Source organism: Marisediminicola sp. UYEF4 (assembly GCF_040546025.1).
In the GTDB taxonomy this organism is placed as follows: domain Bacteria; phylum Actinomycetota; class Actinomycetes; order Actinomycetales; family Microbacteriaceae; genus Marisediminicola.
Map to the genome: position 1 here is coordinate 14,366 of NZ_JBEPNA010000008.1, position 25,992 is coordinate 40,357.

Below are 25,992 nucleotides of genomic sequence, written 5' to 3' on the forward strand. Positions count from 1 at the left end.
CGAAACGGCCGCCGAGAGGTGAAGCCCCCCGTTGGATTCCGACCCTAGCCCAAAAACCTTACACACGATAGGTTTCTTCTATGACAGACGCTCAGGACCGCAAGCGCGGCAGCTATCCCAAGGGGCAGGCCCGACGCCAGGAAATTCTGGATGCCGCGCTTCTCGTATTCGGTAAGGGCGGGTTCCACAGCGGGTCCCTGCGCGAGATCGCCAAACGCGTAGAGCTCACACCGGCAGGGGTGCTGCACCATTTCGCGTCGAAGGAGGAGCTGTTCACCGAGGTGCTGCGGCAGCGCGACGAGCGCGTGCGCGCCGCCGCCGGCGATGTCAGCGAGAACACGCTTTTCGAGCAGATGCGCAAGGTCGTCGCCTACAACCAGACCACGCGCGGGCTGACCTCGCTCTACACGGTCATCGCTGCCGAGGCCACCGACGACGGGCATCCGGCGCACGAGTACTTCGTCGAGCGGTACGCGGCGGGTGCCGCCCATACCGAGCGAGTGCTCACGGAAGCAAAGACCGACGGACTCGTGCGCAGCGACCTCGACGTGCGGCATGCCTCGCGGCTCATCACGGCCGTAATGGACGGCCTCCAGCAGCAGTGGCTGCTCGACGAGAGCGTTGACATGCCCGCTGCATTCGACGAGTTCCTACGTGGCTACCTGCTGCCGCCGGCGACTACCGCTGGTTGAGTAGGTCGCGTCGCGACCGTGTCGAAACCCGCCTGCCGCCAGCGGGATGGGCGGTAGGCGCACCGGTTGCGCCTGTCGTGGCGGGAGGAAAAGACGGCATGGATGGATGAGGTGACCGGGCCGTGTGCGTCGGCTCGCGACCGGCGCTGGCGATGGAATTGCTGCGGGTTAGGGCCGCGCAGCTGTTTCGGCGGGTTTCGCGGCGTTTGCGCTGGTTGAGCAGGTCGCGCAGGTCGCGCAGGTCGCGCAGGTCGCGCGGCGACCCCGTCGAAACACGTCCGTCTCTGGCCACTCTGTCCGGCCCTGCCCCGCCCCGCCCCGCCCTGCCCCGCCCTGCCCGGCCCAGCCGTGCACCTGGGTTACGTCAGTGTCGGTGTGGGCAGTTTGCCGCCGCGTCTGGGTGTGCGTGTCGGGTCGATGCTCGCGGGTGGAATGAACCAGGGCACGTTGTCGATGACCTGCACTGTCCATCCTTGGTGGATGACATGGTGGTGCCCGGTGCACAAAAGGATCCCGTTGTTGAGGTTCGTTGTGCCGCCGTGGGACCACCAGTGGATGTGGTGGGCTTCGGTGTAGGAGGGTGGCCTGCCGCAGTCGGTGATGGCGCAGCCGCCGTCGCGTTCGGCGAACGCGATCCGCTGGGCCCTCGTGAACAGTCTCCGTCCGACGCCGAGGTCGAGGATTTGGCTGTTCCCGCCGAGGACCGCCGGGATCAGCTCCGCATCCGCGGCAAGCCGGCGGGCGGCACCGGCGCTGATGGGGTCCTCGACCCCGTCCAGCTGCGCCGCACCGAGCCCTGATTGGAGTTGCTCCAAAGTCATCCGAATCACAAGGGTGGTGTGTGGGAGGGGTCCGGGTGAGGTGCTGCAGCCCATCATGTGTCGGGCGACATCGATGAGGGCGTCGGCGGCGATTCGCGGGATGGTGCGCGGGTCGGGAAGCTCGACATGATCTGCCCCGCAGGCGTCACGGTCCTCGCCCACTGCGCCGTCGCCCTGGAACCGGACGGCACGGAGGGCGTCGCCGACCATCGCGTCGATCATGGTGCGCACATACCCGGCGCCGAGTGGGTCGAGGTCGATCGTGCACCGTTCGAGGCCGTTGCCCTGTTTGGACCAGCGCAGCGACCGGGCCGCGATCAGCGCCTCCTCCCGCGGTGCGATCCCGTCGGTATCCAGCGCGTCACGCCAGGAGATCGACAGCTTCCGCACGGTGTCGGCCGGATGGTGGGCCGCGAACTCGACCAACTCCTCCTCCGCGGCGACCACATGCTCCGGCAGTGCGCGCGGGGTCGCCTGCGTCAGGGCGGTGATGATCGACTGGGCCGCATCCACTTGCACGACACCAGTGTTGACCGCGTCGGCGACCAGTTCGAACGGGGCGGGGAGGCGTTCCCCGAGCAGTGACACCGGTGCGGTGGTCGCCTCGCCCAGCCGCACCGTTTTCCCGGCCTCGGCGAGGGTCACCCGACCCAGCTCGGTGATCAGCGATGCCGGCGAGGTGTGCCCGGACGATTTCGCGAGCCCGCCCTGGCCCAGCGAGGGGCGGGAGCGCACACTGAGCTCCCCCGCGGCACGCACCAGCAGCGCATCAACCTGCCGCTTCAGGGTGTACCCCGCCCGGAGCGCCCGGAGCAGACCCGCATCGGACATCGTCTCCACATCCAGCTGGGCGGGGGCGACACTGATTGTCCCAAACGAAGTGCCGGCTGCCGCGCCGGGAGCACCGGGCGCGCCAGTGGCCGGGTGTTCGCCGACCTGGTCGCCGAACCCGGTGAGCGCACCAGCCCACACCGACGCGAACGCAGAAGCGCTGTCGATGAGCGGATCGGTTGTCTTGCACATACCCACATACTGACAGGCACCACCGACATTCCCGCAGACATCAAACAACACCCTGATCTGGGGTATTGCCTGTGGACAACCCTCCCGGAACAGGCCCTGTGGAGGAGTAGTGGAAGGCACCCCGTGCGGGCTTTCGACCCGACGGCGGACGGCCTGCTCAATCAACTGATCTTGATGATTGAGCAGGCCGCTCGATTTCGACGGGTCAGGCGACCGCGAGCACCGGCCGCTCCTCGATGAGGTACCGGGCGTAGGCGCCGAGGGTCAGGAAGGTCGGGAAGTCCTCCTCGAGGGTCACCTCGCGGAACACCTCGATCGCCGCATCGAGCCGGTCGCCCGTCGACCGCTCCAGGCCCACGACGACCTCGGCCAGGATCGCTTCCACCGACTTCACGGTGATGCGATTGCCCTCGGCCGTGACGACCCGCTGGTGAATCCACTGCCAGAGCTGCGACCGGCTGATCTCGGCCGTCGCGGCATCCTCCATGAGGTTGTCGATTGCCGCGGCGCCCACACCGCGCAGCCAGCTCTCGAGGTAACGCACGGCGATCGAGACGTTGGCGCGCACGCCGGCATCCGTCACCTCGCCCTGGATCCTCAGGTCGAGCAGGTCCTCGGCGCTCACTGACACGTCCTCACGCATCCGGTCGAGTTGGTTCGGGCGATCGCCGAGCACGGCGTCGAATTCGGAGCGCGCGGCGTCGATGAGCCCCGGATGCGCGACCCAGGTTCCGTCGAAGCCGTCCGTGGCCTCGCGGCGCTTATCGTCGCGCACCTGCGCGAGGGCACGTTCGGTGACCTCGGGGTCGCGCCGGTTGGGGATGAACGCGCTCATGCCGCCGATGGCATATGCGCCCCGTTTGTGGCAGGTCGACACGAGGAGCTCGGTGTAGGCACGCATGAAGGGCACCGTCATCGTTATCCGCGAGCGGTCCGGCAACACGAAGGAGGCCCCGCGGCCGCGGAAGTTCTTGATGATGCTGAAGATGTAGTCCCAGCGGCCGGCGTTGAGGCCCGCGCAGTGGTCCTTGAGCTCGAACAGGATCTCCTCCATCTCGAAGGCGGCGGGGATGGTCTCGATCAGCACCGTCGCCCGGATCGTGCCCTGCGGGATGCCGAGCGCGTTCTCGGAGAACGTGAACACGTCGTCCCAGAGCCTGGCCTCGAGGTGGTTCTCGAGCTTCGGCAGGTAGAAGTACGGTCCGGTGCCGCCGGCGATGAGCTCCTTCGCGTTGTGGAAGAAGTAGAGCCCGAAGTCGACGAGGGATCCGGATGCCGGAGCGCGCAGCCCCGCCCGGTCGGTGAACCGGAGGTGCTTCTCGACGAGGTGCCAGCCGCGCGGGCGCATCACGATCGTGGGGGTGCTCTCGCCGACCTTGTACTCCTTGCCGTCGTCCGAGATGTAATCGATCTGGCCGCGGATCGCGTCGAAGAGGCTGAGCTGGCCGCCGATGACGTTCGCCCAGGTCGGGCTGGTGGCGTCCTCCTGGTCGGCGAGCCACACCTTGGCGCCCGAGTTGAGCGCGTTGATGGTCATCTTGCGGTCCGTCGGGCCGGTGATCTCGACCCGGCGGTCCTCCAAACCGGGACCGGCCCCCGCGACTCGCCAGGAGGCATCCTCACGAATGGCGGATGTCTCGGGCAGGAACTTGAGATTGCGCCCGTTATCGATCGCCTTGCGCTGGTGCATCCGCGCGGCGAGGCGCTCGTGCCGGCGCCCGGCGAACTGGTCGTGCAGGCGGGTGAGGAAGTGGAGGGCCTCAGGGGTGAGGATCTCGTCGTACCGATCGCCGCCGTCGGCGGTGATCTCCATTCGGTTGTTCATGGTGTGTCCTTCGGTCTGGGCGAATGTGCGGTGGGCCCGTTGTGCGGGCGGTTTAGTGGAACTGGGCGGACTCGGTGGAGCCCACCAGAGCGAGGGTGGAGCTGTCGGGGTTGAGGGCCGTGGCGATGCGGTCGAAGTAACCGGTGCCGACCTCGCGCTGGTGCTTCGTGGCGGTGTACCCGTCGGCCTCCGACGCGAACTCGGCCTCCTGCAGCTCCACGTAGGCGCTCATGTGGCGCTCGGCGTAGCCACGCGCGAGGGTGTACATCGAGTGGTTGAGCGAGTGGAAGCCGGCGAGGGTGATGAACTGGAACGCGTAGCCCATCTCCGACAGCTCCCGCTGGAAGGAGGCAACCTGGGCGTCGTCGAGGTGGCGCTTCCAGTTGAACGACGGCGAGCAGTTGTAGGCGAGCTTCTTGCCGGGGAACTCCTTGTGGATGCTCTCGGCGAAGGTGCGGGCGAGCTCGAGGTCCGGCTCGGCGCTCTCGACCCAGAGCAGGTCGGCGTAGGGGGCGTAGGCGTGACCACGAGAGAGCACGGTCTCGATTCCGGGACGCGTCTCGTAGAAGCCGTCGGCGGTGCGGCCGCCGGTGAGGAACGGGCGGTCGCGCTCGTCAACGTCGCTCGTCACCAGGTTCGCGGCGAGCGAGTCGGTGCGGGCAATGACGAGGGTCGAGGTTCCGGCCACGTCGGCCGCGAGGCGGGCGGCGTTGAGGGTGCGGATGTGCTGGCCGGTCGGCACGAGCACCTTGCCGCCCATGTGTCCGCACTTCTTCTCGCTCGCGAGCTGGTCCTCCCAGTGCACTCCGGCCGCCCCCGCGGCGATCATCGAGGCCATGAGCTCGTAGGCGTTGAGGGGGCCGCCGAAGCCGGCCTCGGCATCCGCGACGATCGGGGCGAGCCAGTCGGTCGCCTCGCCGTCTGCCAAAACCCCTTCGGCGTGCTCGATCTGGTCGGCCCGCAGCAGTGCGTTGTTGATGCGGCGCACGACGCTCGGCACCGAGTTTGCGGGGTAGAGGCTCTGGTCGGGGTAGGTCTGTCCAGACAGGTTCGCGTCGGCGGCCACCTGCCATCCACTCAGGTAGATCGCCTTGAGGCCGGCGCGCACCTGCTGCACGGCCTGGTTGCCGGTGAGGGCACCGAGCGCCGGAACCCACGGCTCGTCGTGGATGAGCTGCCAGAGCTTCTCGGCCCCGCGCTTGGCGAGGGTCTGCTCTTCCCGCACCGAGCCGCGCAGGGCGATGACATCATCGGCGCTGTAGTCACGCACGACTCCGTTCCAGCGCGCGTCGGTCTTCCACTGCGTTTCGAGCTCGGCGGCGGTCTGGGTCTGGTCGCCGGGGCGGATGCTGGTCATGGGGGACTCCTTCGTCGGTGGTTCTTCGACTCTGGGCCACCTTGAAAGGTTCTTCACCGGAAAGGCTGGCAGAAGATTCGACGTTCTTCTATTCCACGGAAGAAGGATCGATGGCAGGCTGGCAAGATGACAACGACGCCGCTCGATCCAACCGAGGATGAAGGCATGCTCGATTCATTGACGATCGGCCGCCGCATCCGTCAGCTCCGCACCGAGCGGGGCTTCACCCTCGACAGCCTCGGTGCCGCGCTCGGCCGTGCGCCCTCGCAGATCTCGGTGATCGAGAATGGCAAGCGCGAGCTCAAGCTCGGCGAGGTGCAGCGTCTCGCGCGCATTCTCGGCGTGAGTCTCGACGAACTGATGAGCCAGGAGCCCCCGTCGAAGCGGGCGGCCCTCGAGATCGCACTCGAGCGCGCCCAGCGGGGACCCCTCTATGCGTCGCTCCCGCTGCCGTCGCTTCCCGTGCGCAAGTCGCTGAGCGACGAGGCGATCGAGACGATCCTCGCCCTGCATGACGAGCTGCAGCGTCTGCACCGCGAGCGCGCCGCGACGCCGGAGGAGGCGAGGCGGGTCAACACCGAGCTGCGTCGGTCGATGCGGCAGCGCAACAACTACTTCCCCGAGCTCGAGGCAGCCGCGAAGACCCTGCTCGACGCCGTGGGGCACGCGGGCGGCCCGCTCTCGCAGCGCGTCGCATCCGACCTCGCATCGCACCTCGGCTTCACGCTGCACTATGTCGGCGACCTGCCCACGTCGACCCGCAGCGTCACCGACCTCAAGAACGGCCGCATCTACCTCCCGGTCGGGCAGGCGAGCGGCAGCGACGCCCGCACCACCCTGCTCCAGGCGCTCGCGAGCCACGTGCTCGGCGTCACCGAGCCGCGCGACTACGCGGACTTCCTGCGCCAGCGCGTCGAGACGAACTACCTCGCCGCGGCGCTGCTCGTGCCCGAACACTCGGCCGTCGAGTTCCTCCAGGCGGCCAAGGAGAAGCGGGAGCTCTCGGTCGAGGACCTTCGGGATGCCTTCGCGGTGAGCTACGAAACGGCGGCACACCGCTTCACGAACCTCGCGACCGAGCACCTCGGCATCCCGGTGCACTTCCTCAAGGTGCACGAGAGCGGCACTATCTCGAAGGCCTACGAGAACGACCGCGTGCTCTTCCCGACGGATGCGCTCGGCGCGGTCGAGGGACAGCTGGTCTGCCGCAACTGGAGCGCCCGCCGGGTCTTCGACATCGCCGACCGCTTCAGCCCGTATCACCAGTACACCGACAAGCCCACGGGAACCTACTGGTGCACCTCCCGCATCCAGTCGACCCCGAGGGGCGAGTTCTCGGTGAGCGTCGGCACGCCGTTCGCCCACGTGAAGTGGTTCCGCGGGCGGGACACCACGAATCGGTCGACGTCGACCTGCCCGGACGAGGGATGCTGCCGACGCCCGCCAGCCGGTCTCGCGAGCCGCTGGGAGCAGCACTCGTTCCCGAGCGCGCGACTCAACAGCTCGCTGCTGGCGGCGATGCCCGCGGGGGTGTTCCCCGGGGTGGACAGCACCGAGGTGTACGAGTTCCTCGATGCGCACGCGCCGCAGGAGTAGCCGGCCGCTCTCAGGGAATCCACGCCGTCGGCCGTGACAGGCTGGTCCGATGGAAATCTGCATCTTCACCGAACCCCAGCAGGGCGCGACGTACACCGAGCTGCTCGCCTTCGCCCGCGCCGCCGAGGATGCCGGCTTCGACGGCTTCTTCCGCTCCGACCACTACCTGCGCATGGGCGATGCGTGGGATGGCCTGCCCGGCCCGACGGATGCCTGGACGACGCTCGCGGGACTTGCCCGCGAGACGCGCAGCATCCGCCTCGGCACGCTCGTGTCGGCGGCGACGTTCCGCCATCCGGGCATCCTCGCGATCCAGGTCGCGCAGGTCGACGAGATGTCCGGCGGCAGGGTCGAGCTCGGTCTCGGAACCGGCTGGTACGCGGAAGAGCACGAGGCCTACGGCATCCCCTTCCCCGACAAGCGGTTCGGGCTGCTCGAGGAGCAGCTCGAGATCATCACCGGATCCTGGTCGACACCGATCGGCCAGACCTTCAGTTTCGACGGGGCTCACTACACGCTGACGGACTCTCCCGCGTTGCCCAAGCCCGTGCAGTCGCCGGTGCCCGTGATCGTGGGCGGCGGCGGGCGCAAGCGCACCCCCGCGATCGCGGCGCGTTTCGCGACGGAGTTCAACATCGGCTTCGTCGCCGAAGACGTCATCGCCGAGAAGTTCGCGGGCGTGCGCGCAGCCGCGACCGAGATCGGTCGCGACCCCGACTCCCTCAAGTACTCGGTCGCGCTGCCGACGATCGTCGCGCGCACCGACGCCGAGTTCCGCGCCCGGGCGCAGGCCATCCACACCGACCCGGATGACTTCCGGCTCATCAACTTCGCCGGTAGCCCCGCCGCTGTCGTCGACAAGATCGGGCGGATGCGGGAGCTGGGCGCCGACCGCGTCTATCTGCAGCTCATCGACGTGCGCGACTTCGGCCACGTCGACCTCATCGCCTCCGAGGTACTGTCGCAGCTGGGCTGAGAGGGCCGTGCTGCCTTCCGCTCCGCGGAGTTGGGCCTGGTGCTACTCCTGAACTCCGGGCTCCGCAGCGGAGTGTTGTGCACCTGAGGGAGTGGCGGACGCGGGGTCCGCCGCCGGCGGATGCAGCAGCCCACGCGCTGCCATGCCGATCACGGCACTGTAAGTGGGATACGCGAACTTCACGTTCGCAAGGGTCGCCACGTCGATGCCCGCCGCCATCGCGGTCGTCACCGACTGGATGACCTCCACCGCGTTCTCGCCGACGGCGTGCGCGCCGAGGATGAGCTCGCGCCGCCGGTCGGTGATGAGCTTGAGGAACCCCCGCTCCCGGTCGTCGATGACAGCGCGATCCAGCGCGGAGTACGGCACCATCGAGACGACGCACTGGGCATCACGTTCGCGCGCCTGCTCCTCGGTCAGCCCGACGCCCGCGTAATCGGGGTCGGTAAATCCACCGGCGGGGAGGAGGTGGTGCGGGGTGCGGCGGTTGGCGCCGAGCACGGCGTTCTCGGCCGCCGCCTCGCCCTCGAACTGCGCCGCCTGCACGAGCATGTCCTTGCCGTTCGCGTCGCCAACCCCGAAGATGTGCGAGACGGAGCTGCGAAAGTACCCGTCGACGGGGATCGCCGAGCGCACGACCTCGATGCCGGCGTTCTCGAGGCCGAGGTCGCCGACATCCGCTGGCCACCCTGTCGCCATCACGATGGCGTCGAAGCTCGACGACTGCGGGCGGCCGTCCTTGCGCCAGAGCAGCGTGATGGATCCGTCGGATGCCCGCACAAGAGCCTCGATCGTGTCGATTCCGGTGTGCACGCTGACACCCTGCTCGGTGAAGGCAGTCGCTACGCCGTCGGAGATCGAAGCGTCCGAGGCTACAAGGATGCGCGGGGCAACGTCGAGAAGCGTGACTTCGCTGCCGAAGGAGCTGAACACCGTGACAAGCTGCGCGCCGGTATTGCCCGCACCGATGACGGCGATGCGACGGGGCAGTTCGGGCAGGTCGAGAATGTGCTCCGGAACGATCGCAAGCTCGGCACCGTGCACGGGAAGCCGGCGGGAATGCCCGCCGACGCAGACGAGGATCGAGTCGGCGCTGATGCGGCGGCCGCTGTCGAGCACCAGCGTGTGCGGGTCGGCGAACCTGGCCCGGCCCTCGAGGATGAGCTCGATCCCCGCCTCGGCGAACCGCTCCGCCTCACGCTTGATCGAACGCACGCGGTCGACGGTCTCGCGAACGCGGGCGACCGTAGCGTTCCAATCGAGCTCGAGAGCGTCGCCACCGATGCCCCAGTCGCTGGCAGTGCGCATCTCGCGCATGATCCGCGCCGTCTTCGCGAGCACCCGAGTGGGCACGCAGCCCGTGTTGACGCAGGTGCCGCCGGTGCGGTCGGCCTCGGCGACGGCGACTCGCGCTCCGAGCTCGGCGGCCCGGAGCGCTGCGGCCGTTCCGGCCGGCCCTGCGCCGATGACGATGACGTCGAAGTGGTCTGAAACGGTGGTGGTCATGGCGCATCCTTCGGCAGTAACAGGGGCGTTCCGACTGTGCCAGTACCTGCTGGGAATTACGCTCGTTCACGGGGTGTGGCGATGTCACCGGCATCCGCTATCGTCACCGCATGGCCTTTATCGAAGCGCGTGACCTGGTCAAGACCTACACACCCAAGGGGGCGCCGATCGTGCGTGCCCTCGACGGGCTGAGCCTGTCGGTGCCGCAGGGCACGGTGACCGCGCTGCTCGGTCCGAACGGGGCGGGCAAGACCACAGCGGTGAAGGTGCTCACGACTCTGATCCGCGCCGACTCCGGCCGCGCGTCGATCGACGGCATCGACGTCGGGGAACGGGGCGACGAGGTGCGCCGCATGATCGGCGTCTCCGGCCAGTATGCCGCCGTCGATGAGAACCTCACCGGTTTCGAGAACCTCGACATGGTCGGCCGGCTCTACCACCTCGGCGCGAGGGAGTCCCGGCGCCGGGCGAAGGAGCTCATCGACGTGTTCGACCTCACCGAGGCGATGAACCGTCCCGTCAAGGGATTCTCGGGCGGGATGCGGCGCCGGATCGACCTCGCCGGCGCGCTCGTCATCAATCCCCGGGTGCTCTTCCTCGACGAGCCGACCACGGGACTCGACCCGCGCAGCAGGCTCGGCCTGTGGGAGATCATCACAAACCTGGTGAGCGAGGGCACCACGGTTCTGCTCACCACCCAGTACCTCGAGGAGGCCGACCGACTCGCCGACGACATCGCCGTGATCGACCACGGCAAGGTCATCGCGCAGGGCACCTCGGACGAGCTGAAATCGTCGATCGGCGGGCAGCGGGTCGCCCTGAGCCTCGTGACGGAAAACGACAGCGATGCAGCCGTCGAGATCCTCCGCGCCGTCGGCTCGGCCGCCCCCGACGTGTCGAGCGACCGGCGCTCGGTGGCCGTGACGGTCGCGAACGGCCCCGCAGCGCTGCGCGCCGTGCTCGCGCAGACGGAGGAGAAAAACATCCGGCTCCATGACGCCGGAATGCAGCGCCCCACCCTCGACGACGTGTTCCTGCAGCTCACGGGCCACGCCGCCAGCCTGAACGACGAGAAGGACAAGGCATCATGACGACAACTGTGCCCGTGAAGGTGCCCACCACGCCCTCCGCCTCCGGAGCGGCATCCTGGTTCTCCGACGGCTGGATCACCACGCGCCGCAACCTGATCAAGATCAAGCGAGTTCCCGACATCCTCGTGTTCACGACACTGCAGCCGATCATGTTCGTGCTGCTGTTCAGCTACGTCTACGCGGGCAGCATCGATATCCCCGGCAGCAACTACAAAGAATTCATCATGGCCGGCATCTTCGCCCAGACGGTCGTCTTCGGGTCGACCTACTCGGGCTCGGCGATGGCGCAAGACCTCAAGGAAGGCATCATCGACCGGTTCCGCACCCTGCCGATGAGCCCGTCCGCCGTTCTGGTCGGACGCACGAACGGCGACCTGCTGATCAACGGCATCTCGATGCTCGTGATGATGGCGACCGGGTTCATCGTCGGATGGCGCGTGCGCTCGAGCTTCCTCGAGGCCCTCGCCGCGGTCGTGCTGTTGTTGCTGTTCGCCTATGCCCTCTCGTGGGTTATGGCGTTCCTCGGCATGATCGTGCGCAGTCCCGAGGTCATCAACAATGTGTCGTTCCTCGTGCTGTTCCCCCTCACCTTCATTTCGAACGCCTTCGTGCCGAGCGAGAACCTGCCTACTCCGTTGCGCATCTTCGCCGAGTACAACCCCGTTTCCGCCCTGGTGCAGTCGGCACGCGAGCTTTTCGGCAACATCCCGCCCGGCGCCCCGGTCGGCGACTCGTGGATGCAGCAGAACCCGATCCCGACGGTGCTCATCGGCATCGTGGTGGTGCTCGCCGTGTTCGTGCCGCTGTCGATCCGCAAGTTCTCGCAGATCAGCTCGCGCTGAGCGACACTTGTTGGCACAGACCCCAACCGGAAGGACCTGCCATGGCAACCGAAACCCGGCACATCATCGTGTGGATCGATCGTCCGGCGGCCGACGTCTACCGATTCGTTGCCAACCCCGAGAACCTGCCCGCCTGGGCATCGGGACTCGGCCACGGCATCGAGAAAGTCGACGGGACCTGGATGGTCGATACGCCGATGGGGCGCGTGCAGGTCTCCTTCGTCGGGTCGAACGTTCTCGGCGTGCTCGACCATCTGGTGACCCTCCCCTCGGGCGAGAGCTTCTGCAACCCGATGCGCGTGCTTGCCGACGACGAGGGGTCCGAAGTGGTCTTCACCCTGCGGCGGCGAGACGCACAGAGCTACGAGGAGTTCTGCGCCGATGTCGAGACGGTCGAGGCCGACCTCGCGCGTCTCAAGCTCACGCTCGAGTCAGCCTGACGCCCTGGCCAGCGCCCGGCCTCAGCGCCCGGGAGGCCCCAGCGCGAGCAGCGTCGCGAAGAGCGCGACGAGCGCGACGGCCGACCCGGCGGCGAGCAGCCCCGGATGGCGCAGCACGCCGCGCAACATCCGATCGACCGCGGTGCCGTCGCGAGGATCGTCGGATGCCGCCCGGCGCCACGCCCCGTCGAGGAGGTGCCTGCGCTCGAGCCAACGGTCGAACGGCACGGTCGCGTACGGGACGACCGCGGTGAGCAGCGAACCGGCGATCAGCCCCACGCTCCACCGCTGGTTGAGCCCGACGAGAACGGCCGTCATGCCATAGGCGAGGAAGACAAACCCGTGCAGGAACCCGCCCACCCGAACGCCGACATCGCCCGCGTCGAGCACGTACTTGAGGATCATCCCGGTGATGAGCAGTGTCCAGGTCACGGCCTCGGCGATCGCGACCGTGCGGTACAGGCGACGTGGCGAGAGCCGGGAGGGGGCCGCGACGGTTGTCAGATCGGTGGTCGGATCGGATTCGGGCATGCTCCATTATCCTTCGAGGCGCCCGGCCGTAGACTCGCACCGTGCCCACAGACTCCGCCCTCCGAGCAATGAACACTGTGCACCGCCTGCTGCTGAAGCTCAGTGGCGGACGGGTCGGCTGGCACGCCATGGGCATGCCTGTGATCGAACTCACGACCACGGGCCGCAAGAGCGGCGAGGCCCGCACGGCGATGCTGACGGCGCCGCTCGTCGAGGGCGACACCTACGTGATCGTCGCCTCCCGCGGCGGCGACGACACGCATCCGGCCTGGTTTCTCAACCTGCGCGACGAGCCGCGCGTCGGCGTCGTCATCAAGGGCGGCGCCCCCGAGACCCGAATCGCGCGGGTCGCCACCCCCGACGAGCGTGCCCGCATGTGGCCGCTCGTCACGAGCCGGTACCGCAACTACGCCGGCTACCAGCGCCGCACGGAGCGGGAGATCCCGCTCGTGCTCCTTGAGCCGCTGCCTTAACTGCCTACGTGGGGCAATCTGTCCCGGGTCACCGTCAACAGTCACCTGGCACGTTTAGGGTGTCACCACGGCGGGTGCGCTCGTGCTCGCGATCCCCGATGAAGGAGAAGCCCATTGCCTGACGAGACCCCCACGACCTATAGCGACCTCAAGGCGGTCTTCATCAACTGCACCCTCAAGAAGAGCCCGGAGCAGAGCCATACCCAGGGCCTCATCGACAAGAGTGCCGCCCTCATGCGGGCCCAGGGCGTGACCGTCGACAACGTGCGCTTCATCGACCACGACATCGCCACCGGGATCTACCCCGACATGCGCGAACACGGCTGGGCCACTGACGGGTGGTTCGACGAGGTGTGGCCCATCGTCGTCGCCGCCGACATCCTCGTCATCGGCGGGCCGATCTGGCTCGGCGACAACTCCTCGGTCACCCGTCAGCTCATCGAGCGCCTCTACGCGATGAGCGGGCTGTTCAACGAGAAGGGCCAGTACACCTTCTACGGCAAGACGGCGGGCGCGCTCCTCACAGGTAACGAGGATGGCGTGAAGCATGCCGCCATGTCGATCCTGTACAGCCTCCAGCACATCGGCTACACGATTCCGCCTGCTGCCGATGCCGGCTGGATCGGCGAGGTCGGCCCCGGGCCGAGCTACCTCGATTCCGGCTCCGGCGGCCCCGAGAACGACTTCACCAATCGCAACACCACGTTCATGACCTGGAACCTCCTCCACCTGGCGCGGATGCTCAAGGACGCCGGCGGTATTCCCGCCTACGGCAACATCCAGCAGGCGTGGGACGACGGAAAACGCTCCGGGTTCGAGGCCAACCCGGAATACCGCTGACGAGGTGAAGGCGTTTCGTGAAGGTTGAGATACTCCACATCGACGAATGCCCGAACTGGGAGGAGGCCGGCCGGCGAGTGCGGATTGCGCTCGACGAGGCTGGCGTTTCGGGTGCACGAATCGACTTTCGGCTCCTCGCCTCGCCGGAGGATGCTGCCCAGGTGCCCTTCTCCGGCTCACCCACCATTCTGATCGACGGGGTCGACGCGTTCCCCGGCGGAGGACGCACGACCGATCTCGCCTGCCGGGTTTATTACACAGAGAATGGTCTGGCGGGGCTCCCGTCGATCGATCGACTCCGTCTCGCGGTCACCGGTGGAACCGGGCCGGCATGATCGGGCGGAGCGAGCACCTGGAGTTCCCCGGGTCGCACGGCGCCCTTCTGGCGGCCCGCCTCGACCTCCCTGAGGCCCCGCCGCGCGCCTACGCGCTGCTCGCACACTGCTTCACCTGCGGCAAGGACGCACTTGCCTCCGCCCGGATCTCGCGGGCGTTGACCGAATTCGGAATCGCGGTCCTGCGATTCGACTTCACCGGGCTGGGCAAGTCCGGTGGGGAATTCGCCAACACGAACTTCAGCTCCAATATGGAGGACCTGGAGTTCGCCGCCGATTTCCTCCGCGAGAGGTACGCCGCCCCGTCCATCCTGATCGGGCACTCGTTGGGCGGCACCGCCGTACTGGCCGTCACACATCGGATACCCGAGGTCCGAGCTGTCGTCACGATCGGTGCTCCGGCCGATCCGGATCATCTCTCGCATCTGCTCCGCGAGAGCCGGGCCGAGATCGAGGCGAGCGGCGAAGCCGAGGTCGTCCTCGCCGGCCGCACCTTCCGCGTGCGCCGGCAGTTCCTGACCGACATCGCCGCGCAGCCGCAGGCCGAACGCATCCGCGAGCTGGGCGCAGCACTGCTCGTGATGCACTCCCCCGCCGACTCCATCGTCGCCGTGGACAACGCACGGCGCATCTACGAGGCTGCCCGGCATCCGAAGTCCTTCGTCGCCCTCGACGGGGCGGACCATCTTCTGACCAGCCCCGCCGACGCGGCATACGCGGCCGCGATACTCGCGACGTGGGCAGGGCGCTACGCCCTGACCGCCGACGAGCCGCTGCCCATCGGCACCGATACGGGCCCCTCGACAATCCTCGGCCCGGCTGATCCGGAGTCCACCGGCGACGTCGACCTGGGGGTACCGGCGTGAGCTCTCTACCGATCGCCGACCACGCGATGCTGTCCGACCGGCATTCCGCCGCCCTCGTGACGCGCGACGGCTCAGTGGTCTGGCTCTGCTTCCCCCGGTTCGACAGCGAGTCCGTCTTCGCCTCCCTGCTGGACGACGACGCCGGCCACTGGGCCATCGGGCCGACCGAAACGGCGACCTCGACGCGGGAGTACGTGGAGGGGACGATGGCACTGCGCACGACCTTCCACACGGTCAACGGCACCCTCGAACTGCTCGATGCTCTCGACCTGGGGGACTCCTCCGACCCGCACCGCATGGGCGAGAACGCCTCGCACACCCTGCTTCGCAGCGTGCGCTGCACGAGCGGGCGGGTCACCGTCGAGACGACGTGCCGGCCTCGCCCCGAATACGGGTTGGTCGTGCCCGCGTTCAGCGAGATCGAGTCCGGGTTCGTGGCCACCGGCGGCTCGGGCCGGCTCACCCTGACCATCCCGGTGCCGGCCACCGCGTCGAACGGGGAGATCCGGGTGCGGTTCACGCTCGAGGCGGGCGAGAGCCGCAATTTCGCCCTGCAGCGCACCAGGCTCGGCCATCCTCTACCCGGGGCGTTGAGCCAAGACCAGATCGGGGCCGCGCTGGACACGACGATTGCGGCGTGGCGGGACTGGTCGGAGATCCACCAGACCTATGACGGTCCCTGGCAGGGCCTCGTCCGCCACTCGGGGCGGGTGCTTCACTCACTGAGCTACCAGCCCACCGGCGCGATCATCGCCGCCGCCACGACCTCGCTGCCGGAGGAGGTCGGCGGTGAGCGCAACTGGGACTACCGGTACTCCTGGGTGCGCGACGCGAGCTTCACGATGAAGGCGCTATGGGTCGCCGCGTGCCCCGACGAGGCTCACGAATTCTTCGACTTCATGACGGCCGCCGCCGCGCACTCCCGGCCGGAGCGTCATCTGCAGATCATGTTCGGCATCGGCGGGGAGCACGACCTCTCCGAACGCATCCTCCCGCAGCTGTCCGGATGGCGCGGGAGCGGCCCGGTGCGGGTCGGGAACGGAGCATGGGCGCAACCGCAACTCGACGTCTACGGCGAACTGCTCGACGCAGCCTTCCAGCTCCGGCACCAGCTGGGCAAGATGGAACCCGCGACCCGCGAGTTTCTGGCTGCTCTGGCCGACGCCGCCGCGAGCCACTGGGAGCGGCCGGACAACGGCATCTGGGAGATCCGCGGCGAGCCCCGACACTTTCTCTACTCGAAGCTCATGTGCTGGGTCGCGCTCGATCGCGCGGTGCGGATGGCTGACCAGCTGCACGCCGGCCATCGAGTCGACGAGTGGTCCGCGACAGCGGCGACGATCCGGACCGCCATTCTCGACCAGGGGTGGAACGCGCAGATCGGAGCCTTCACGCAATCGTTCGGCTCGCCCGAGCTCGACGCTGCGGCACTCATGCTGCCGATCGTGGGGTTCCTCCCTGCATCCGATCCGCGCGTGGCATCAACGGTGGACGCGATCATCCACGGACTCTCCGATGCGCGCGGGCTCGTCTACCGCTACAAGCCCGAGTCGGGTGTCGACGGGGTCAGCGGGAGCGAGGGAACATTCCTCCTCTGCACCTTCTGGCTGGCGCGCGTCTTGGCGGATGCAGGACGACTGGCCGAGGCCCGTGCGGTGTTCGAGAACGCGGTGAGCCACGTCAACGACGTCGGCTTGCTCGCCGAGGAGATCGACTCAGCCACCGGGGAGCAGCTCGGCAATTTTCCGCAGGCTTTCAGCCACGTCGGGCTCGTGAATGCGGCCTGGTCGATCCAGCAGGCGGAACGCTCCAACTGACCCGTGCCGGGCGGGGCGGGAACGAGCCCCCTGTACGCTCGCACCATGGCGACAGGCAGAGCAGCCAGGGAGCGCGTCGAGCGAGCGCGGGCCGTCTCGGCGCTGATCGACACGGAGGCAGCGGCGCGCGACGCCTTCGACGGGGCGTACACCGGGCGCGGTGCCGCGACCGACGCACTGGCTGCGCTGCTGCGAGGGGATGTCGCCGACCCGGAGCGGAACGCACGCCTCGACCGGCACCGCCGCTCGGCGTTCGCCCGTCCGGACGGCCCCGCCGCCGAGGCCGCTGCCGCAGTCGCGCTCGTGGCCCTGCGCCGGGAGGTGGAGAGCGCGGGTGCCGATTCGGCCGCGCTCGACCGCGCGATCGCGGTCGTCCTCGAGCGGGATGCCGAGGGGCGAGCCGCGTCGGGAGCCGCCGCCGAGAGCGCCGCCGCGGCGACGGCCGAGGACAGGAGCACAGTCGGCGCCCCCACCTCTCCGGCAGTCGCACCGGTATCTCGGCAGTTCCCGCGCTGGGTGCGCCCCGCGCTGGCCGTCGTGGTCATCGTCGCCGCAATAGCCGTGGGCGCTGGCGGCGACAACCTCATCGCGGGTGCGCCGCCCGCGCCCGTCGACGCCGGCCCAAGCCCGATCACATACTTTCGCGATCCTGCCGTGCGTGACGGGGAGGCCACGGGCGACATCTCGCCCGCCGACCGATGGTTCCGGGGCGAGCAGACGGCCGAGGACGCCTATCCGCTGCCCTTCGAGGGCATCGACCCCGAATCGACACGACTCGTGCACACGGGGACCGACGGCAGACGCGTCTGGGTCGGCCGCACCCTCAACGCTGACTTTTGCCTGCTGTCGTATTCGGGTCAGGATGGGTCGGGCGGGTCGTCCTGTATCGGCGCGGAGGACTTCGCCCAGGCCGGTGTGACGATGGGCACCGGCAACATCACGGTCACCTGGACGGGGGCGGAGCTGACCTTGCAGATCAGCAGGGACTGAACAAAACGGGCGGCGGCGGCCCCGGGCCTCAGGCCCCCGGGTGCCGGATGGCCCAGATGCCGAGCTCGACCTCGGCGAAGCTCGTCGACAGCGGCGAGAGCCCGATGCGGATGCCGTTCGGCTCGCGGTAGTCGGGGATGATGCCCTGCGCCCACAGCTTCGGCACGACCTGGTCGAAGCCGTCACGGTCGAGCGTGATGTGCGATCCGCGACGGGCCGGGTCCTTCGGTGAGGCCAGGCGGGCGTCCGGGAGCAACTCGGCGGAGAGTTGCACGGCGTAGCGGGTGAGCGCGACCGACTTGGTGCGGATCGCATCGATGCCGACCTCCTCGATGAGGGCGATCATGTCCTGCATCGCGAGCATTCCGATGATCGGCGGCGTGCCGCTCGTGAACCCGCGGATGCCGTCGGCCGGCGCGTAGCCCTGGCCCATCTCGAACGGGCTCCGCGAGCCGATCCAGCCCTGGATCGGCTGGCGCAGCTCGGCCTGCAGGTCGGCACGCACGTAGGCGAATGCGGGCGCGCCCGGTCCGCCGTTGAGGTACTTGTAGCTGCAGCCGGTGGCGAGGTCGACGCCCCACGCGTCGAGCTGCGTCGGCACGACGCCGACCGAGTGGCTGAGGTCCCAGACGACCAGGGCGCCGGCGGCGTGGACGAGCTCGGTGAGTGCGGGCACCTCGGCCAGGTAGCCGGAGCGGTAGGCGACGTGGCTCAGCACGACGACGGCGGTCTTGTCGCTGAGCTTCTTGCTGAGCCGCTTGGCCGTGACGCCGGCGTCGGATTCCGGGTCGGACTCGCCGCCGATCCAGCTGACGGTGAGGCCGCGCTCGGCCGCGATGCCCTCGACTACGTAGCGGTCGGTCGGGAAGTTCTCGCGATCGATGATGATCTCGGTGCGGTCTTGTCGGGCATCGACCGCCGCGCGGATGAGCTTGTAGAGCAGTACCGTCGTGGAGTCTCCGACGACGACCTGCCCGGGCGCCGCACCGAGCGCGACCCGCCCGAGATCGTCGCCGATTCGGGTGGGAAGCTCGAGCCAGCGCTCGCCCCAGCCGCGAATGAGGCGCGAGCCCCACTGCTCGGTCATGAACCGCTGCACTCGCTCGATGCTCGCCGTGAGCGGCCGGCCGAGCGAGTTGCCATCGAGGTAGGACACGACGCCGGCGTCACGAAGAAAGAGTCCGCGGTAACGCGCGAGGGGATCGGCGGAATCGAGGGATTCTGAGGAGTTCATTCGCCCAGCCTAAACGCGCACCCCCCATCGGGGGCATCGGCAGGCCGCGCAAGCCCTCTACTCCGTCGCGGGCGGGTCAGCCGCGCAGTTCGAGGAGCACTGCCTCGAGCTGGTCGACCGCGAAATCGAGGTCCTGCGGCTCGACGACGATCGGCGGCGCCAGGCGGATGGTCGAGCCATGGGTGTCCTTCACGAGAACGCCGCACTCGAGCAGCCGCTCGCAGACCTCGCGCCCGGTGGCCAGCGCCGGGTCGATGTCGATCCCGGCCCACAGCCCGGAGGCGCGGACGGCGACGACGCCGTGTCCGATCAGGCGCCGCAGGCCGGCTTCGAGGCGGGCTCCCAGCATCCTGGCCCGCTCCTGGTACTCGCCCGTCGCGAGCAGGCCGACGACCGCGGTGCCGACGGCAGCGGCGAGCGGATTGCCGCCGAAGGTCGAGCCGTGCTCGCCCGCGCTCAGCACGCCAAGCACGTCGCGGTTGCCGACGACAGCCGAGACGGGCACGATGCCGCCGCCGAGCGCCTTGCCGAGAAGGTAGAGGTCGGGCACGACGCCGACGTTGTCGCACTCGAACGTGGCTCCCGTGCGGCCGAGGCCGGATTGGATCTCGTCCGCGATGAACAGCACGTTTCGGCGGGTGGTGATCTCGCGCACCCGCGGCAGGTAATCGGCGGGCGGGATGATGATGCCGGCCTCCCCCTGGATGGGCTCGACGAGCACGGCGACGGTGTTCTCGTCGATCGCGGCCTCGATTGCCTCGGCATCGCCGTAGGGGACGCTGATGAAGCCCGGGGTGAACGGACCGAAGTCGGTCGTCGCGACCGCGTCGCCGGAGAAGCTGATGATCGTGGTGGTGCGCCCGTGGAAGTTGCCGTCCGCCACGATGATGTTCGCCTTGTCCTGCGCTACGCCCTTCACCCGGTAGCCCCACGCGCGGGCGACTTTGATGCCGGACTCGACCGCCTCGGCGCCGGTATTCATCGGGATGATCATGTCCTTGCCGGCGAGTTCTGCGAGCGCCGCGGCGAACAGGCCGAGCTGGTCGTTGTGGAACGCCCGGCTCGTCAGGGTGATCCGGTCGAGCTGGGCCTTCGCCGCGGCGACCAGCACCGGGTGGGAGTGGCCGAAGTTCACGGCGGAGTACGCGGCGAGGCAGTCGAGGTACCGGCGTCCGGTGACGTCGGTCACCCAGGCGCCCTCGCCACTCTCGACGACGACATCGAGCGGGTGGTAGGTGTGCGCGAGGTGCTCGTCCTCGAGTCGGACGAGGTCCGCTCCGCTCGGATGCGTGGTGGCCGTCATCGTCGGAGCTCGAGGGTGCAGCACTTGACCCCGCCGCCGCCGAGCAGCAGCTCGGAGAGGTCGACGCCAATGGGGTTGTAGCCGCGTTCGCGCAGCTGGCGCTCGAAGTCGGTCGCCCGTGATGCAATCACGACGTTGTATCCGTCGCTGAAGGAGTTGAGCCCGAGCACGGACGCGTCCTCCTCGTTCACGAGCACCGCATCCGGGAACCGTGCGCGCAATGTCGCGAGGCCCTCCTCGTCGAAGGCGCTCGGCAGGTACGCGATGTTCTCGTCGTCGAGCACGGCGATCGCCGTGTCGAGGTGGTAGAAGCTCGGGTTGACGAGGTTGAGGGTGACGACCTCGCGGCCGTAGATGCTCGCGATCTCCTCGTGGCTGTTCGAGGCGCTGCGGAAACCGGTCCCGGCGAGGATCACGCCGCCGACGAGAAGGAAGTCGCCTTCGCCCTCGTTGACGTTCTCGGGAACGCGCACATCGAAGTCGTTGGCGCCGAACCAGTCCATGTATGCGGGGCCTTCGGGCTGGCGCTCCAGATAGGTGAAGCTCGCGCCGTAGGCGATGTTGTCGATGACGAAGCCGCCGTTCGCCGCGTAGACCATGTCGGGCAGCCCGTCGATGGGGTCGATCAGGTGCACGTCGAAGCCGAGGCCAATGTAGGTGTCGTAGAGCGACTGCCACTGCCGCACGGCGAGAGATGTGTCGGTCGGCAGCGCCGGGTCCATCCACGGGTTGATCCGGTAGACGACCGTGAAGAACTCTGGCTTGCACATGAGCACTGTGCGCTTGGTTGCGATGCGGGCGGGGGTGGCGGGGGCGACGTCTGTCGCGGGGCTTGTGGCCGACACGGAAGGCTCCTTCGTGAGTCTGGATGTGCGGGGGTCGCTCCAGTCTCGCACGCACACATCCGATTTTTTCGGCAGAAGAGCGCACGAAATCACCATCATGCTCGTGGTGTGCACAAGTATTCCGCGTAGAGTCGCCTAATGGACAGTCTCGACCACGGCATCATCGATCTTCTCCGCCAGAATGCCCGCGCCGGGTACGGCGACATCGGGGAGGTCATCGGCCTCTCCGCCTCCGCCGTCAAACGTCGCGTCGACCGTCTCGTGGCAGACCGGGTCATCCGCGGCTTCACGATCCAGGTCGACCCGGCGGTCGACGGGCTCGCGACCGAGGCCTACGTCGAGCTGTTCTGCCGCGGCACGGTCGCCCCCGACGAGTTGCGCCGCATCCTGTCCGGGGTACCGGAGGTCGTGGATGCCGGAACCGTCACGGGGTCGGCGGATGCGATCGTGCACATGCGCTCACGCGACATCCCGTCGCTTGAACTCGCTCTGGAGAAGGTGCGGATCGCCCCCAACGTCGACCACACGCGCAGCGCGATCGTGCTCTCCCGGCTCATCCACCGACAGCACGACTGACCCGCCTCAGGACAGGATGTCCTTCGTGAGGAAACGTGCGTAGGCGAACGCCCCGAATACTGCGATGTACCCGGCCTGGAGCAGGGCGTTGTCGCCGAATGACGCCCAGGAGATCGGATCCCGCAGCAGGTCGACGAACCCCAACCAGTAGTGGCTGAACAGCCACGGGTGCAGCCACTCCAGTTGCGGCAGCGCCCCCACGATCTGCGCCGCGACAGCGAGCGTTATGGTGGCCGCCATCGCGCCCACCGGCACATCCGTGACGGTGGAGAAGAACAGGCCGATGGCGGAGAGCCCGAGCAGCGAGACCGTGACGTAGCCGGCGATGGCGAGGAACCGCACGAGCGCCTCGCCGACGCCGATCGTCGTGCCCGACAGAAGTGTGACAGGTCCGACCGGGAAGAGCAGCGCGCCGACGACGGTTCCGGCGACGACGACGGTCAGCGCCGCCGCGACGCAGAACGCCGCCGCGCCGATGTACTTCACGACGAGCAGCCGCACCCGCCCGGAGGGCGCGATCAGCAGGTAGCGGAGGGTACAGTGGCTGGCCTCGCCGGCGATCGTGTCGCCCGCGACGACGCCGATCGTGAGCGGCAGGAAGAGTGGGATCGCCACGATCAGCGCCGTCACACCGACAAACAGCCCATTCTGGCTGACCTGGTCGAGGAAGGCGGGTCCGCGGCCGGGACGCGGCGACGACGACAGCCGGATGGCGGCGGCGATCAGGATCGGGATGGCGGCGAGCGCAAGAAGCAGCGCCCAGGTGCGCCGGCGACGGAACAGCACCCACAGCTCCGAGCGCAGCAGCGCCCCGCCCGACTCCCCGCGGGGCGCTGCCGACACGTCACTGGGCAATGTCGAACCCCTCGCCGGTCAGCGCGACAAAGCGCTCCTCGAGGCTGGCCCGCTGCACCGAGAAGCCGCGCACCCGCACACCGTCGACGACGAGCGCCGCGACGATGGCCTCCGGGGCGGGGAGTCCACCCGGCCCGCCACCCGGGGCCGAGGCTCCCTCCGCAGCATCCGCTCCGCTCGATGGCGCCAGCGTCGCGGTGACGAGGAAGCCGGCGTCGGGCTCCGGGGCGGTCCTCGACTCGAGGCCGAGCCGCGCGAGAACGCGCATCGCCCCCGCGCCGTCGGGGGTGAGCAGGCGGATGCGTGCCTCCCCCACCCGGCGGAGCTCGTCGAGGGTGCCCTGCGCGACGAGTCCGCCGACGCTCATCACCGCCGCATGGGTGCACATCTGCTCGATCTCGGCCAGCAGGTGGCTCGAGACGAAGACGGTCGTGCCGCCGTCGGTCAGCGTGCGGATGAGATGGCGCACCTCCCGGGTGCCCTGCGGGTCCAGTCCGTTCGTCGGCTCGTCGAGCACGAGGAGTTCGCGTGGGACCAGCAAGGCATTCGCGATGCCGAGGCGCTGCTTCATGCCGAGCGAATAGGCCCCGACCTTCTTGCCCGCCGCGTGGCTGAGCCCGACCCGGTCGAGGGCCGCGTCGACCCGCGCGCGGCGGGTGGCCGAGGGCGCGCCCCGATCGGCGCTGTCGAGTCGGCGCAGGTTTGCCGAGCCCGACAGGAAGGGGTAGAAGCCGGGTCCCTCGACGAGAGCCCCGACGCGGGGGAGCACCTCCGGCAGATGCCGGGGCACCTCGCTGCCCAGCACGCGCACCTCGCCGCTCGAGGGGGCGACCAGGCCGAGCATCATGCGGATGCTCGTGGTCTTGCCAGAGCCGTTGGGCCCGAGGAATCCGAACACCGAGCCGCGCGGGACGGCGAGGTCGATCTGGTTCACGGCCGTCTGGCTGCCGAAACGCTTGGTCAGCCCACTCGTCTCGATCGCGAGCTCACGGTCGCCGGTGGTCGTCACCGACCGATGGCCGCATCCAGCAGTTGCTCGGGCGACACCGCCCCCGCGAACACGCGTCCGTCGTCGGTCAGCAGAACATTCACGAGGGCCGTGCTCAGGAGCCGGCCGCCGTCCACCGGCTCGGTCGCTGCGGTGTAGACCGGCGACTCGACGAGGCCAGCGGGCAGGTCCGCCGCCGGCAGCTCGACTATTGAGCTCCATCCCTCGCCCGACACGGTGTGGTCGGGGGCCTCCGCGGTGTCGGCGTCGGGCTTCGGCCCCGCGCGCACGGTGTACTCGGTGACGGTGGCGCCGGGCGGAGGCGCGAACGCAAACAAGTCGTCGTCGGGGCTCTCCAGCGTCAGCTGCGTGAACGCCACGCGAAACGCGGGGGCGTCCTGCCCGCTCGCCACGATTTCGAACGCCAGCGGGAGGCCGGTCCCGGAATCGACCGCGATTGACACGGAGCCGACGAGCGTCTGCGTGTCCCGCGGGGTGAGGACGAGCTCGTAGGCGGGGCGCCCGGCGACCGTCGCGTCGGTGCCGACGGTGACGACCGTGGTCGGATCAAGTTCGGCGAGCACCCGGTCGGCGAGCTCTCCCGGGGTCGGCGCCGCACCGGCATCCGGCATCGACTTCGCGGCGCCCTCGGCGTAGTCGGCGGGGAGCAGGACGTGCGTCGCGGTGCGGTCGCTCGAGTCGTAGACCCAAAGCTCGCCGCCGTTGCGGACGACGTTGCGCTCGGCGAGCTGGTCGAAGACCTGCACCCGGGCGAGGTCCGGGCCGTTGACGAAGACGCGTGCGGTGTGCGATCCCGTGAGGAGTTCGAGGGCCGAGGAAATGTCCGGCTCGGACCCGGTCCGCGGGCCGGAGACGCCCGACAGGTCCGGGAGGCCGAGGGCGGATTTCTGCTCCATCGTGCCGGAGAAGGCATCGACGTCGGAGGTGGCGACGAGCTCGAGGAGCTCGCCGGGAGAGACGTCGGGAAGGTCAACGGCGGCCGTGGCACCGAGCGGCGCGAGGATGGCCCCGCCGACGATGACGGCGGGAATGATCGCAGCGGGCAGCCACCGGGAATTCATCCCATTAGGCTACGCCCGGGCCACAGACGGCGACAGGCCCAGAAGCAACCCGAAGTTACGCCCCTGGGGCCCGTCGGACGGTGACCGCTGGTGGTCAGCGCGCCACGTCGCCGCGCCACGCGCCCGTCGGGGCGCTGCGGTCCTCGATGAACTTCTTGAAGTGCTTCAGGTCGGACTTGATGACGTGGTCGTCGACTCCGAAGACAGCGCCGACTTTCTCGAGGAACCCCTCGGCCTCCCAGTCGAGCTGCACGGTGACGCGTGAGCTCGTGTCGCTGAGCTTGTGGAAGGTGACAACGCCCGCGTGGTCCTCGTCGCCGCCGGTGCTGTTCCACGCGACACGCTCGTCCGCGTGCTGCTCGGTGATCGTCGCGTCGAATTCGCGCTCCACGCCGGCGATCTTGACCTTCCAGTGCGTGTGCGTGTCGTCGATCTGCTTGATTGACTCGACGAAGCTCAGGAACTGCGGGAAGGACTCGAATTGGGTCCACTGGTTGTAGGCGATGCCCACGGGAACGTCGACGTCGATTGCTTCGATAACCTGGGTCATTTCATGCTCCTTCGGTTGTTGGTGCCGGTAGATCTGGAGGGGGCGCTGCTACTTCTTGCTGGCGCGCGTGCGCGGCTTCGCGTTCTCGGCACTGACCATCCAGGCGAACTGCTCGAGCTTCTCGATGATCGCGTGCAGGATGTCGGCACTTGTCGGGTCTTCTTCATCGATCTCGTCGTGCACGCCGCGAATGGTTGCCACGGTCGCCTCGAGCCGCTCGGTGATGAGGTCCACGACCTTCGCCGTGTCCACCTCGTCTCCGGGGAACTTCGGCAGGGTCGTCCGGGCGACGACGGTTTCGCTGCGCCCATCCGGCATCCCGTGCAGGGCGCGCATGCGCTCGGCGACCTGGTCGGAGAACTCGCGGGCCGCGTCGATGATCTCGTCGAGCTGCAGGTGGAGGTCGCGGAAGTTCTTGCCGACGACGCTCCAGTGGGCCTGCTTGCCCTGCAGGTGGAGCTCGATCAGGTCGACGAGGACCTTCTGGAGATTGTCATCGAGCGTTTGTGACGCTTTCATGCGTGTTCCTTCCGGTTGG

General features: G+C 68.6%; 26 protein-coding genes. 13 read left to right on the forward strand and 13 right to left on the reverse strand.

The features are described 5' to 3' along the window. Positions 1–80 precede the first annotated feature (80 nt). Positions 81–692 (forward strand): TetR/AcrR family transcriptional regulator, encoded by a 612-nt coding sequence (locus ABIB15_RS09015; RefSeq protein WP_354477183.1) that lies wholly within the window; start codon positions 81–83, stop codon positions 690–692. 359 nt (positions 693–1,051) lie between these two features. Here the strand turns inward: ABIB15_RS09015 and ABIB15_RS09020 are convergent, their stop codons facing one another. The 3 genes from ABIB15_RS09020 to aceA all read right to left on the reverse strand — a co-directional run bounded on the left by ABIB15_RS09020 (position 1,052) and on the right by aceA (position 5,718). Further along, positions 1,052–2,536, reverse strand: a complete 1,485-nt coding sequence (locus tag ABIB15_RS09020; RefSeq protein ID WP_354477186.1) for an HNH endonuclease signature motif containing protein — start codon at positions 2,534–2,536, stop codon at positions 1,052–1,054. A gap of 205 nt (positions 2,537–2,741) precedes the next feature. Then, on the reverse strand, positions 2,742–4,361 hold the full coding sequence (gene aceB / locus ABIB15_RS09025) for a malate synthase A (protein WP_354477189.1): 1,620 nt from the start codon (positions 4,359–4,361) through the stop codon (positions 2,742–2,744). 52 nt (positions 4,362–4,413) lie between these two features. Then, positions 4,414–5,718 (reverse strand): isocitrate lyase, encoded by a 1,305-nt coding sequence (gene aceA, locus ABIB15_RS09030; RefSeq protein WP_354477191.1) that lies wholly within the window; start codon positions 5,716–5,718, stop codon positions 4,414–4,416. Positions 5,719–5,883: 165 nt separating this feature from the next. Here aceA and ABIB15_RS09035 point away from each other — a divergent pair, with 165 nt between their 5' ends. Next, the gene (locus ABIB15_RS09035) at positions 5,884–7,314 is read left to right on the forward strand and encodes a helix-turn-helix domain-containing protein (protein WP_502908933.1); all 1,431 of its coding nucleotides are present in this window, start codon (positions 5,884–5,886) and stop codon (positions 7,312–7,314) included. Positions 7,315–7,363: 49 nt separating this feature from the next. Then, complete coding sequence (locus ABIB15_RS09040) at positions 7,364–8,290, forward strand: LLM class F420-dependent oxidoreductase (RefSeq protein ID WP_354477195.1); 927 nt, start codon at positions 7,364–7,366, stop codon at positions 8,288–8,290. Between the two features lie 42 nt (positions 8,291–8,332). Here the strand turns inward: ABIB15_RS09040 and ABIB15_RS09045 are convergent, their stop codons facing one another. Next, entirely contained in the window at positions 8,333–9,796 is a 1,464-nt protein-coding gene (locus ABIB15_RS09045) for a dihydrolipoyl dehydrogenase family protein (RefSeq protein WP_354477197.1), read from the reverse strand. A gap of 110 nt (positions 9,797–9,906) precedes the next feature. Here ABIB15_RS09045 and ABIB15_RS09050 point away from each other — a divergent pair, with 110 nt between their 5' ends. From ABIB15_RS09050 to ABIB15_RS09060, 3 genes are read left to right on the forward strand one after another with little or no spacing between them, the layout of a single operon-like run. Next, positions 9,907–10,887 carry an ATP-binding cassette domain-containing protein gene (locus tag ABIB15_RS09050; RefSeq protein WP_354477200.1) on the forward strand — a complete coding sequence of 327 codons (981 nt, stop codon included), beginning with the start codon at positions 9,907–9,909 and terminating at the stop codon, positions 10,885–10,887. Further along, positions 10,884–11,729, forward strand: coding sequence for an ABC transporter permease (locus tag ABIB15_RS09055; protein WP_354477203.1), 846 nt, complete (start codon positions 10,884–10,886; stop codon positions 11,727–11,729). Before ABIB15_RS09050 ends, ABIB15_RS09055 begins: the two co-directional genes overlap by 4 nt. A gap of 41 nt (positions 11,730–11,770) precedes the next feature. Next, the gene (locus ABIB15_RS09060) at positions 11,771–12,169 is read left to right on the forward strand and encodes an SRPBCC family protein (RefSeq protein WP_354477206.1); all 399 of its coding nucleotides are present in this window, start codon (positions 11,771–11,773) and stop codon (positions 12,167–12,169) included. A gap of 21 nt (positions 12,170–12,190) precedes the next feature. On the opposite strand, the gene ABIB15_RS09065 is transcribed toward ABIB15_RS09060, so the two are convergent. Beyond that, a complete protein-coding gene (locus ABIB15_RS09065) occupies positions 12,191–12,700 on the reverse strand; it encodes a DUF3817 domain-containing protein (protein WP_354477209.1) in 510 nt (169 codons plus the stop codon). A 41-nt stretch (positions 12,701–12,741) separates the two neighbouring features. On the opposite strand from ABIB15_RS09065, the gene ABIB15_RS09070 reads away from it, so the two are divergent. The 6 genes from ABIB15_RS09070 (at position 12,742) to ABIB15_RS09095 (ending at position 18,021) form a co-directional block, all read left to right on the forward strand. Continuing rightward, positions 12,742–13,173: a nitroreductase/quinone reductase family protein gene (locus tag ABIB15_RS09070; protein WP_354477211.1), complete on the forward strand. Its 432-nt coding sequence runs from the start codon at positions 12,742–12,744 to the stop codon at positions 13,171–13,173. Between the two features lie 114 nt (positions 13,174–13,287). Further along, positions 13,288–14,013 carry a flavodoxin family protein gene (locus tag ABIB15_RS09075; RefSeq protein WP_354477214.1) on the forward strand — a complete coding sequence of 242 codons (726 nt, stop codon included), beginning with the start codon at positions 13,288–13,290 and terminating at the stop codon, positions 14,011–14,013. 17 nt (positions 14,014–14,030) lie between these two features. Continuing rightward, positions 14,031–14,348 carry a hypothetical protein gene (locus ABIB15_RS09080; protein WP_354477217.1) on the forward strand — a complete coding sequence of 106 codons (318 nt, stop codon included), beginning with the start codon at positions 14,031–14,033 and terminating at the stop codon, positions 14,346–14,348. Continuing rightward, a complete protein-coding gene (locus tag ABIB15_RS09085; protein ID WP_354477220.1) occupies positions 14,345–15,214 on the forward strand; it encodes an alpha/beta hydrolase family protein in 870 nt (289 codons plus the stop codon). Before ABIB15_RS09080 ends, ABIB15_RS09085 begins: the two co-directional genes overlap by 4 nt. After that, a complete protein-coding gene (locus ABIB15_RS09090) occupies positions 15,211–17,031 on the forward strand; it encodes a glycoside hydrolase family 15 protein (RefSeq protein WP_354477223.1) in 1,821 nt (606 codons plus the stop codon). The genes ABIB15_RS09085 and ABIB15_RS09090 overlap by 4 nt, the downstream gene beginning before the upstream one ends. A gap of 45 nt (positions 17,032–17,076) precedes the next feature. Continuing rightward, positions 17,077–18,021 (forward strand): hypothetical protein, encoded by a 945-nt coding sequence (locus ABIB15_RS09095; protein WP_354477226.1) that lies wholly within the window; start codon positions 17,077–17,079, stop codon positions 18,019–18,021. Between the two features lie 28 nt (positions 18,022–18,049). Here the strand turns inward: ABIB15_RS09095 and ABIB15_RS09100 are convergent, their stop codons facing one another. From ABIB15_RS09100 to ddaH, 3 genes are all read right to left on the reverse strand, one after another. Further along, a complete protein-coding gene (locus tag ABIB15_RS09100; RefSeq protein WP_354477229.1) occupies positions 18,050–19,255 on the reverse strand; it encodes a kynureninase in 1,206 nt (401 codons plus the stop codon). Between the two features lie 76 nt (positions 19,256–19,331). Beyond that, on the reverse strand, positions 19,332–20,558 hold the full coding sequence (gene rocD / locus ABIB15_RS09105; protein ID WP_354477232.1) for an ornithine--oxo-acid transaminase: 1,227 nt from the start codon (positions 20,556–20,558) through the stop codon (positions 19,332–19,334). Continuing rightward, on the reverse strand, positions 20,555–21,328 hold the full coding sequence (gene ddaH / locus ABIB15_RS09110; RefSeq protein ID WP_502908936.1) for a dimethylargininase: 774 nt from the start codon (positions 21,326–21,328) through the stop codon (positions 20,555–20,557). The genes rocD and ddaH overlap by 4 nt, the downstream gene beginning before the upstream one ends. A 213-nt stretch (positions 21,329–21,541) precedes the next feature. Here ddaH and ABIB15_RS09115 point away from each other — a divergent pair, with 213 nt between their 5' ends. Then, positions 21,542–21,979 (forward strand): Lrp/AsnC family transcriptional regulator, encoded by a 438-nt coding sequence (locus ABIB15_RS09115; protein ID WP_161884852.1) that lies wholly within the window; start codon positions 21,542–21,544, stop codon positions 21,977–21,979. 6 nt (positions 21,980–21,985) lie between these two features. Here ABIB15_RS09115 and ABIB15_RS09120 read toward each other — a convergent pair whose 3' ends face one another. The 5 genes from ABIB15_RS09120 to ABIB15_RS09140 form a co-directional block, all read right to left on the reverse strand. Then, complete coding sequence (locus ABIB15_RS09120; RefSeq protein ID WP_354477240.1) at positions 21,986–22,834, reverse strand: ABC transporter permease; 849 nt, start codon at positions 22,832–22,834, stop codon at positions 21,986–21,988. Further along, positions 22,824–23,843, reverse strand: a complete 1,020-nt coding sequence (locus tag ABIB15_RS09125) for an ABC transporter ATP-binding protein (RefSeq protein WP_354477242.1) — start codon at positions 23,841–23,843, stop codon at positions 22,824–22,826. The genes ABIB15_RS09120 and ABIB15_RS09125 overlap by 11 nt, the downstream gene beginning before the upstream one ends. Continuing rightward, the gene (locus tag ABIB15_RS09130) at positions 23,840–24,904 is read right to left on the reverse strand and encodes a LolA family protein (RefSeq protein WP_354477245.1); all 1,065 of its coding nucleotides are present in this window, start codon (positions 24,902–24,904) and stop codon (positions 23,840–23,842) included. Before ABIB15_RS09130 ends, ABIB15_RS09125 begins: the two co-directional genes overlap by 4 nt. 94 nt (positions 24,905–24,998) lie before the next feature. Continuing rightward, positions 24,999–25,454 carry an SRPBCC family protein gene (locus ABIB15_RS09135; protein WP_354477248.1) on the reverse strand — a complete coding sequence of 152 codons (456 nt, stop codon included), beginning with the start codon at positions 25,452–25,454 and terminating at the stop codon, positions 24,999–25,001. A 48-nt stretch (positions 25,455–25,502) separates the two neighbouring features. Beyond that, complete coding sequence (locus ABIB15_RS09140; protein WP_354477251.1) at positions 25,503–25,973, reverse strand: Dps family protein; 471 nt, start codon at positions 25,971–25,973, stop codon at positions 25,503–25,505. Between the last annotated feature and the right edge of the window lie 19 nt (positions 25,974–25,992).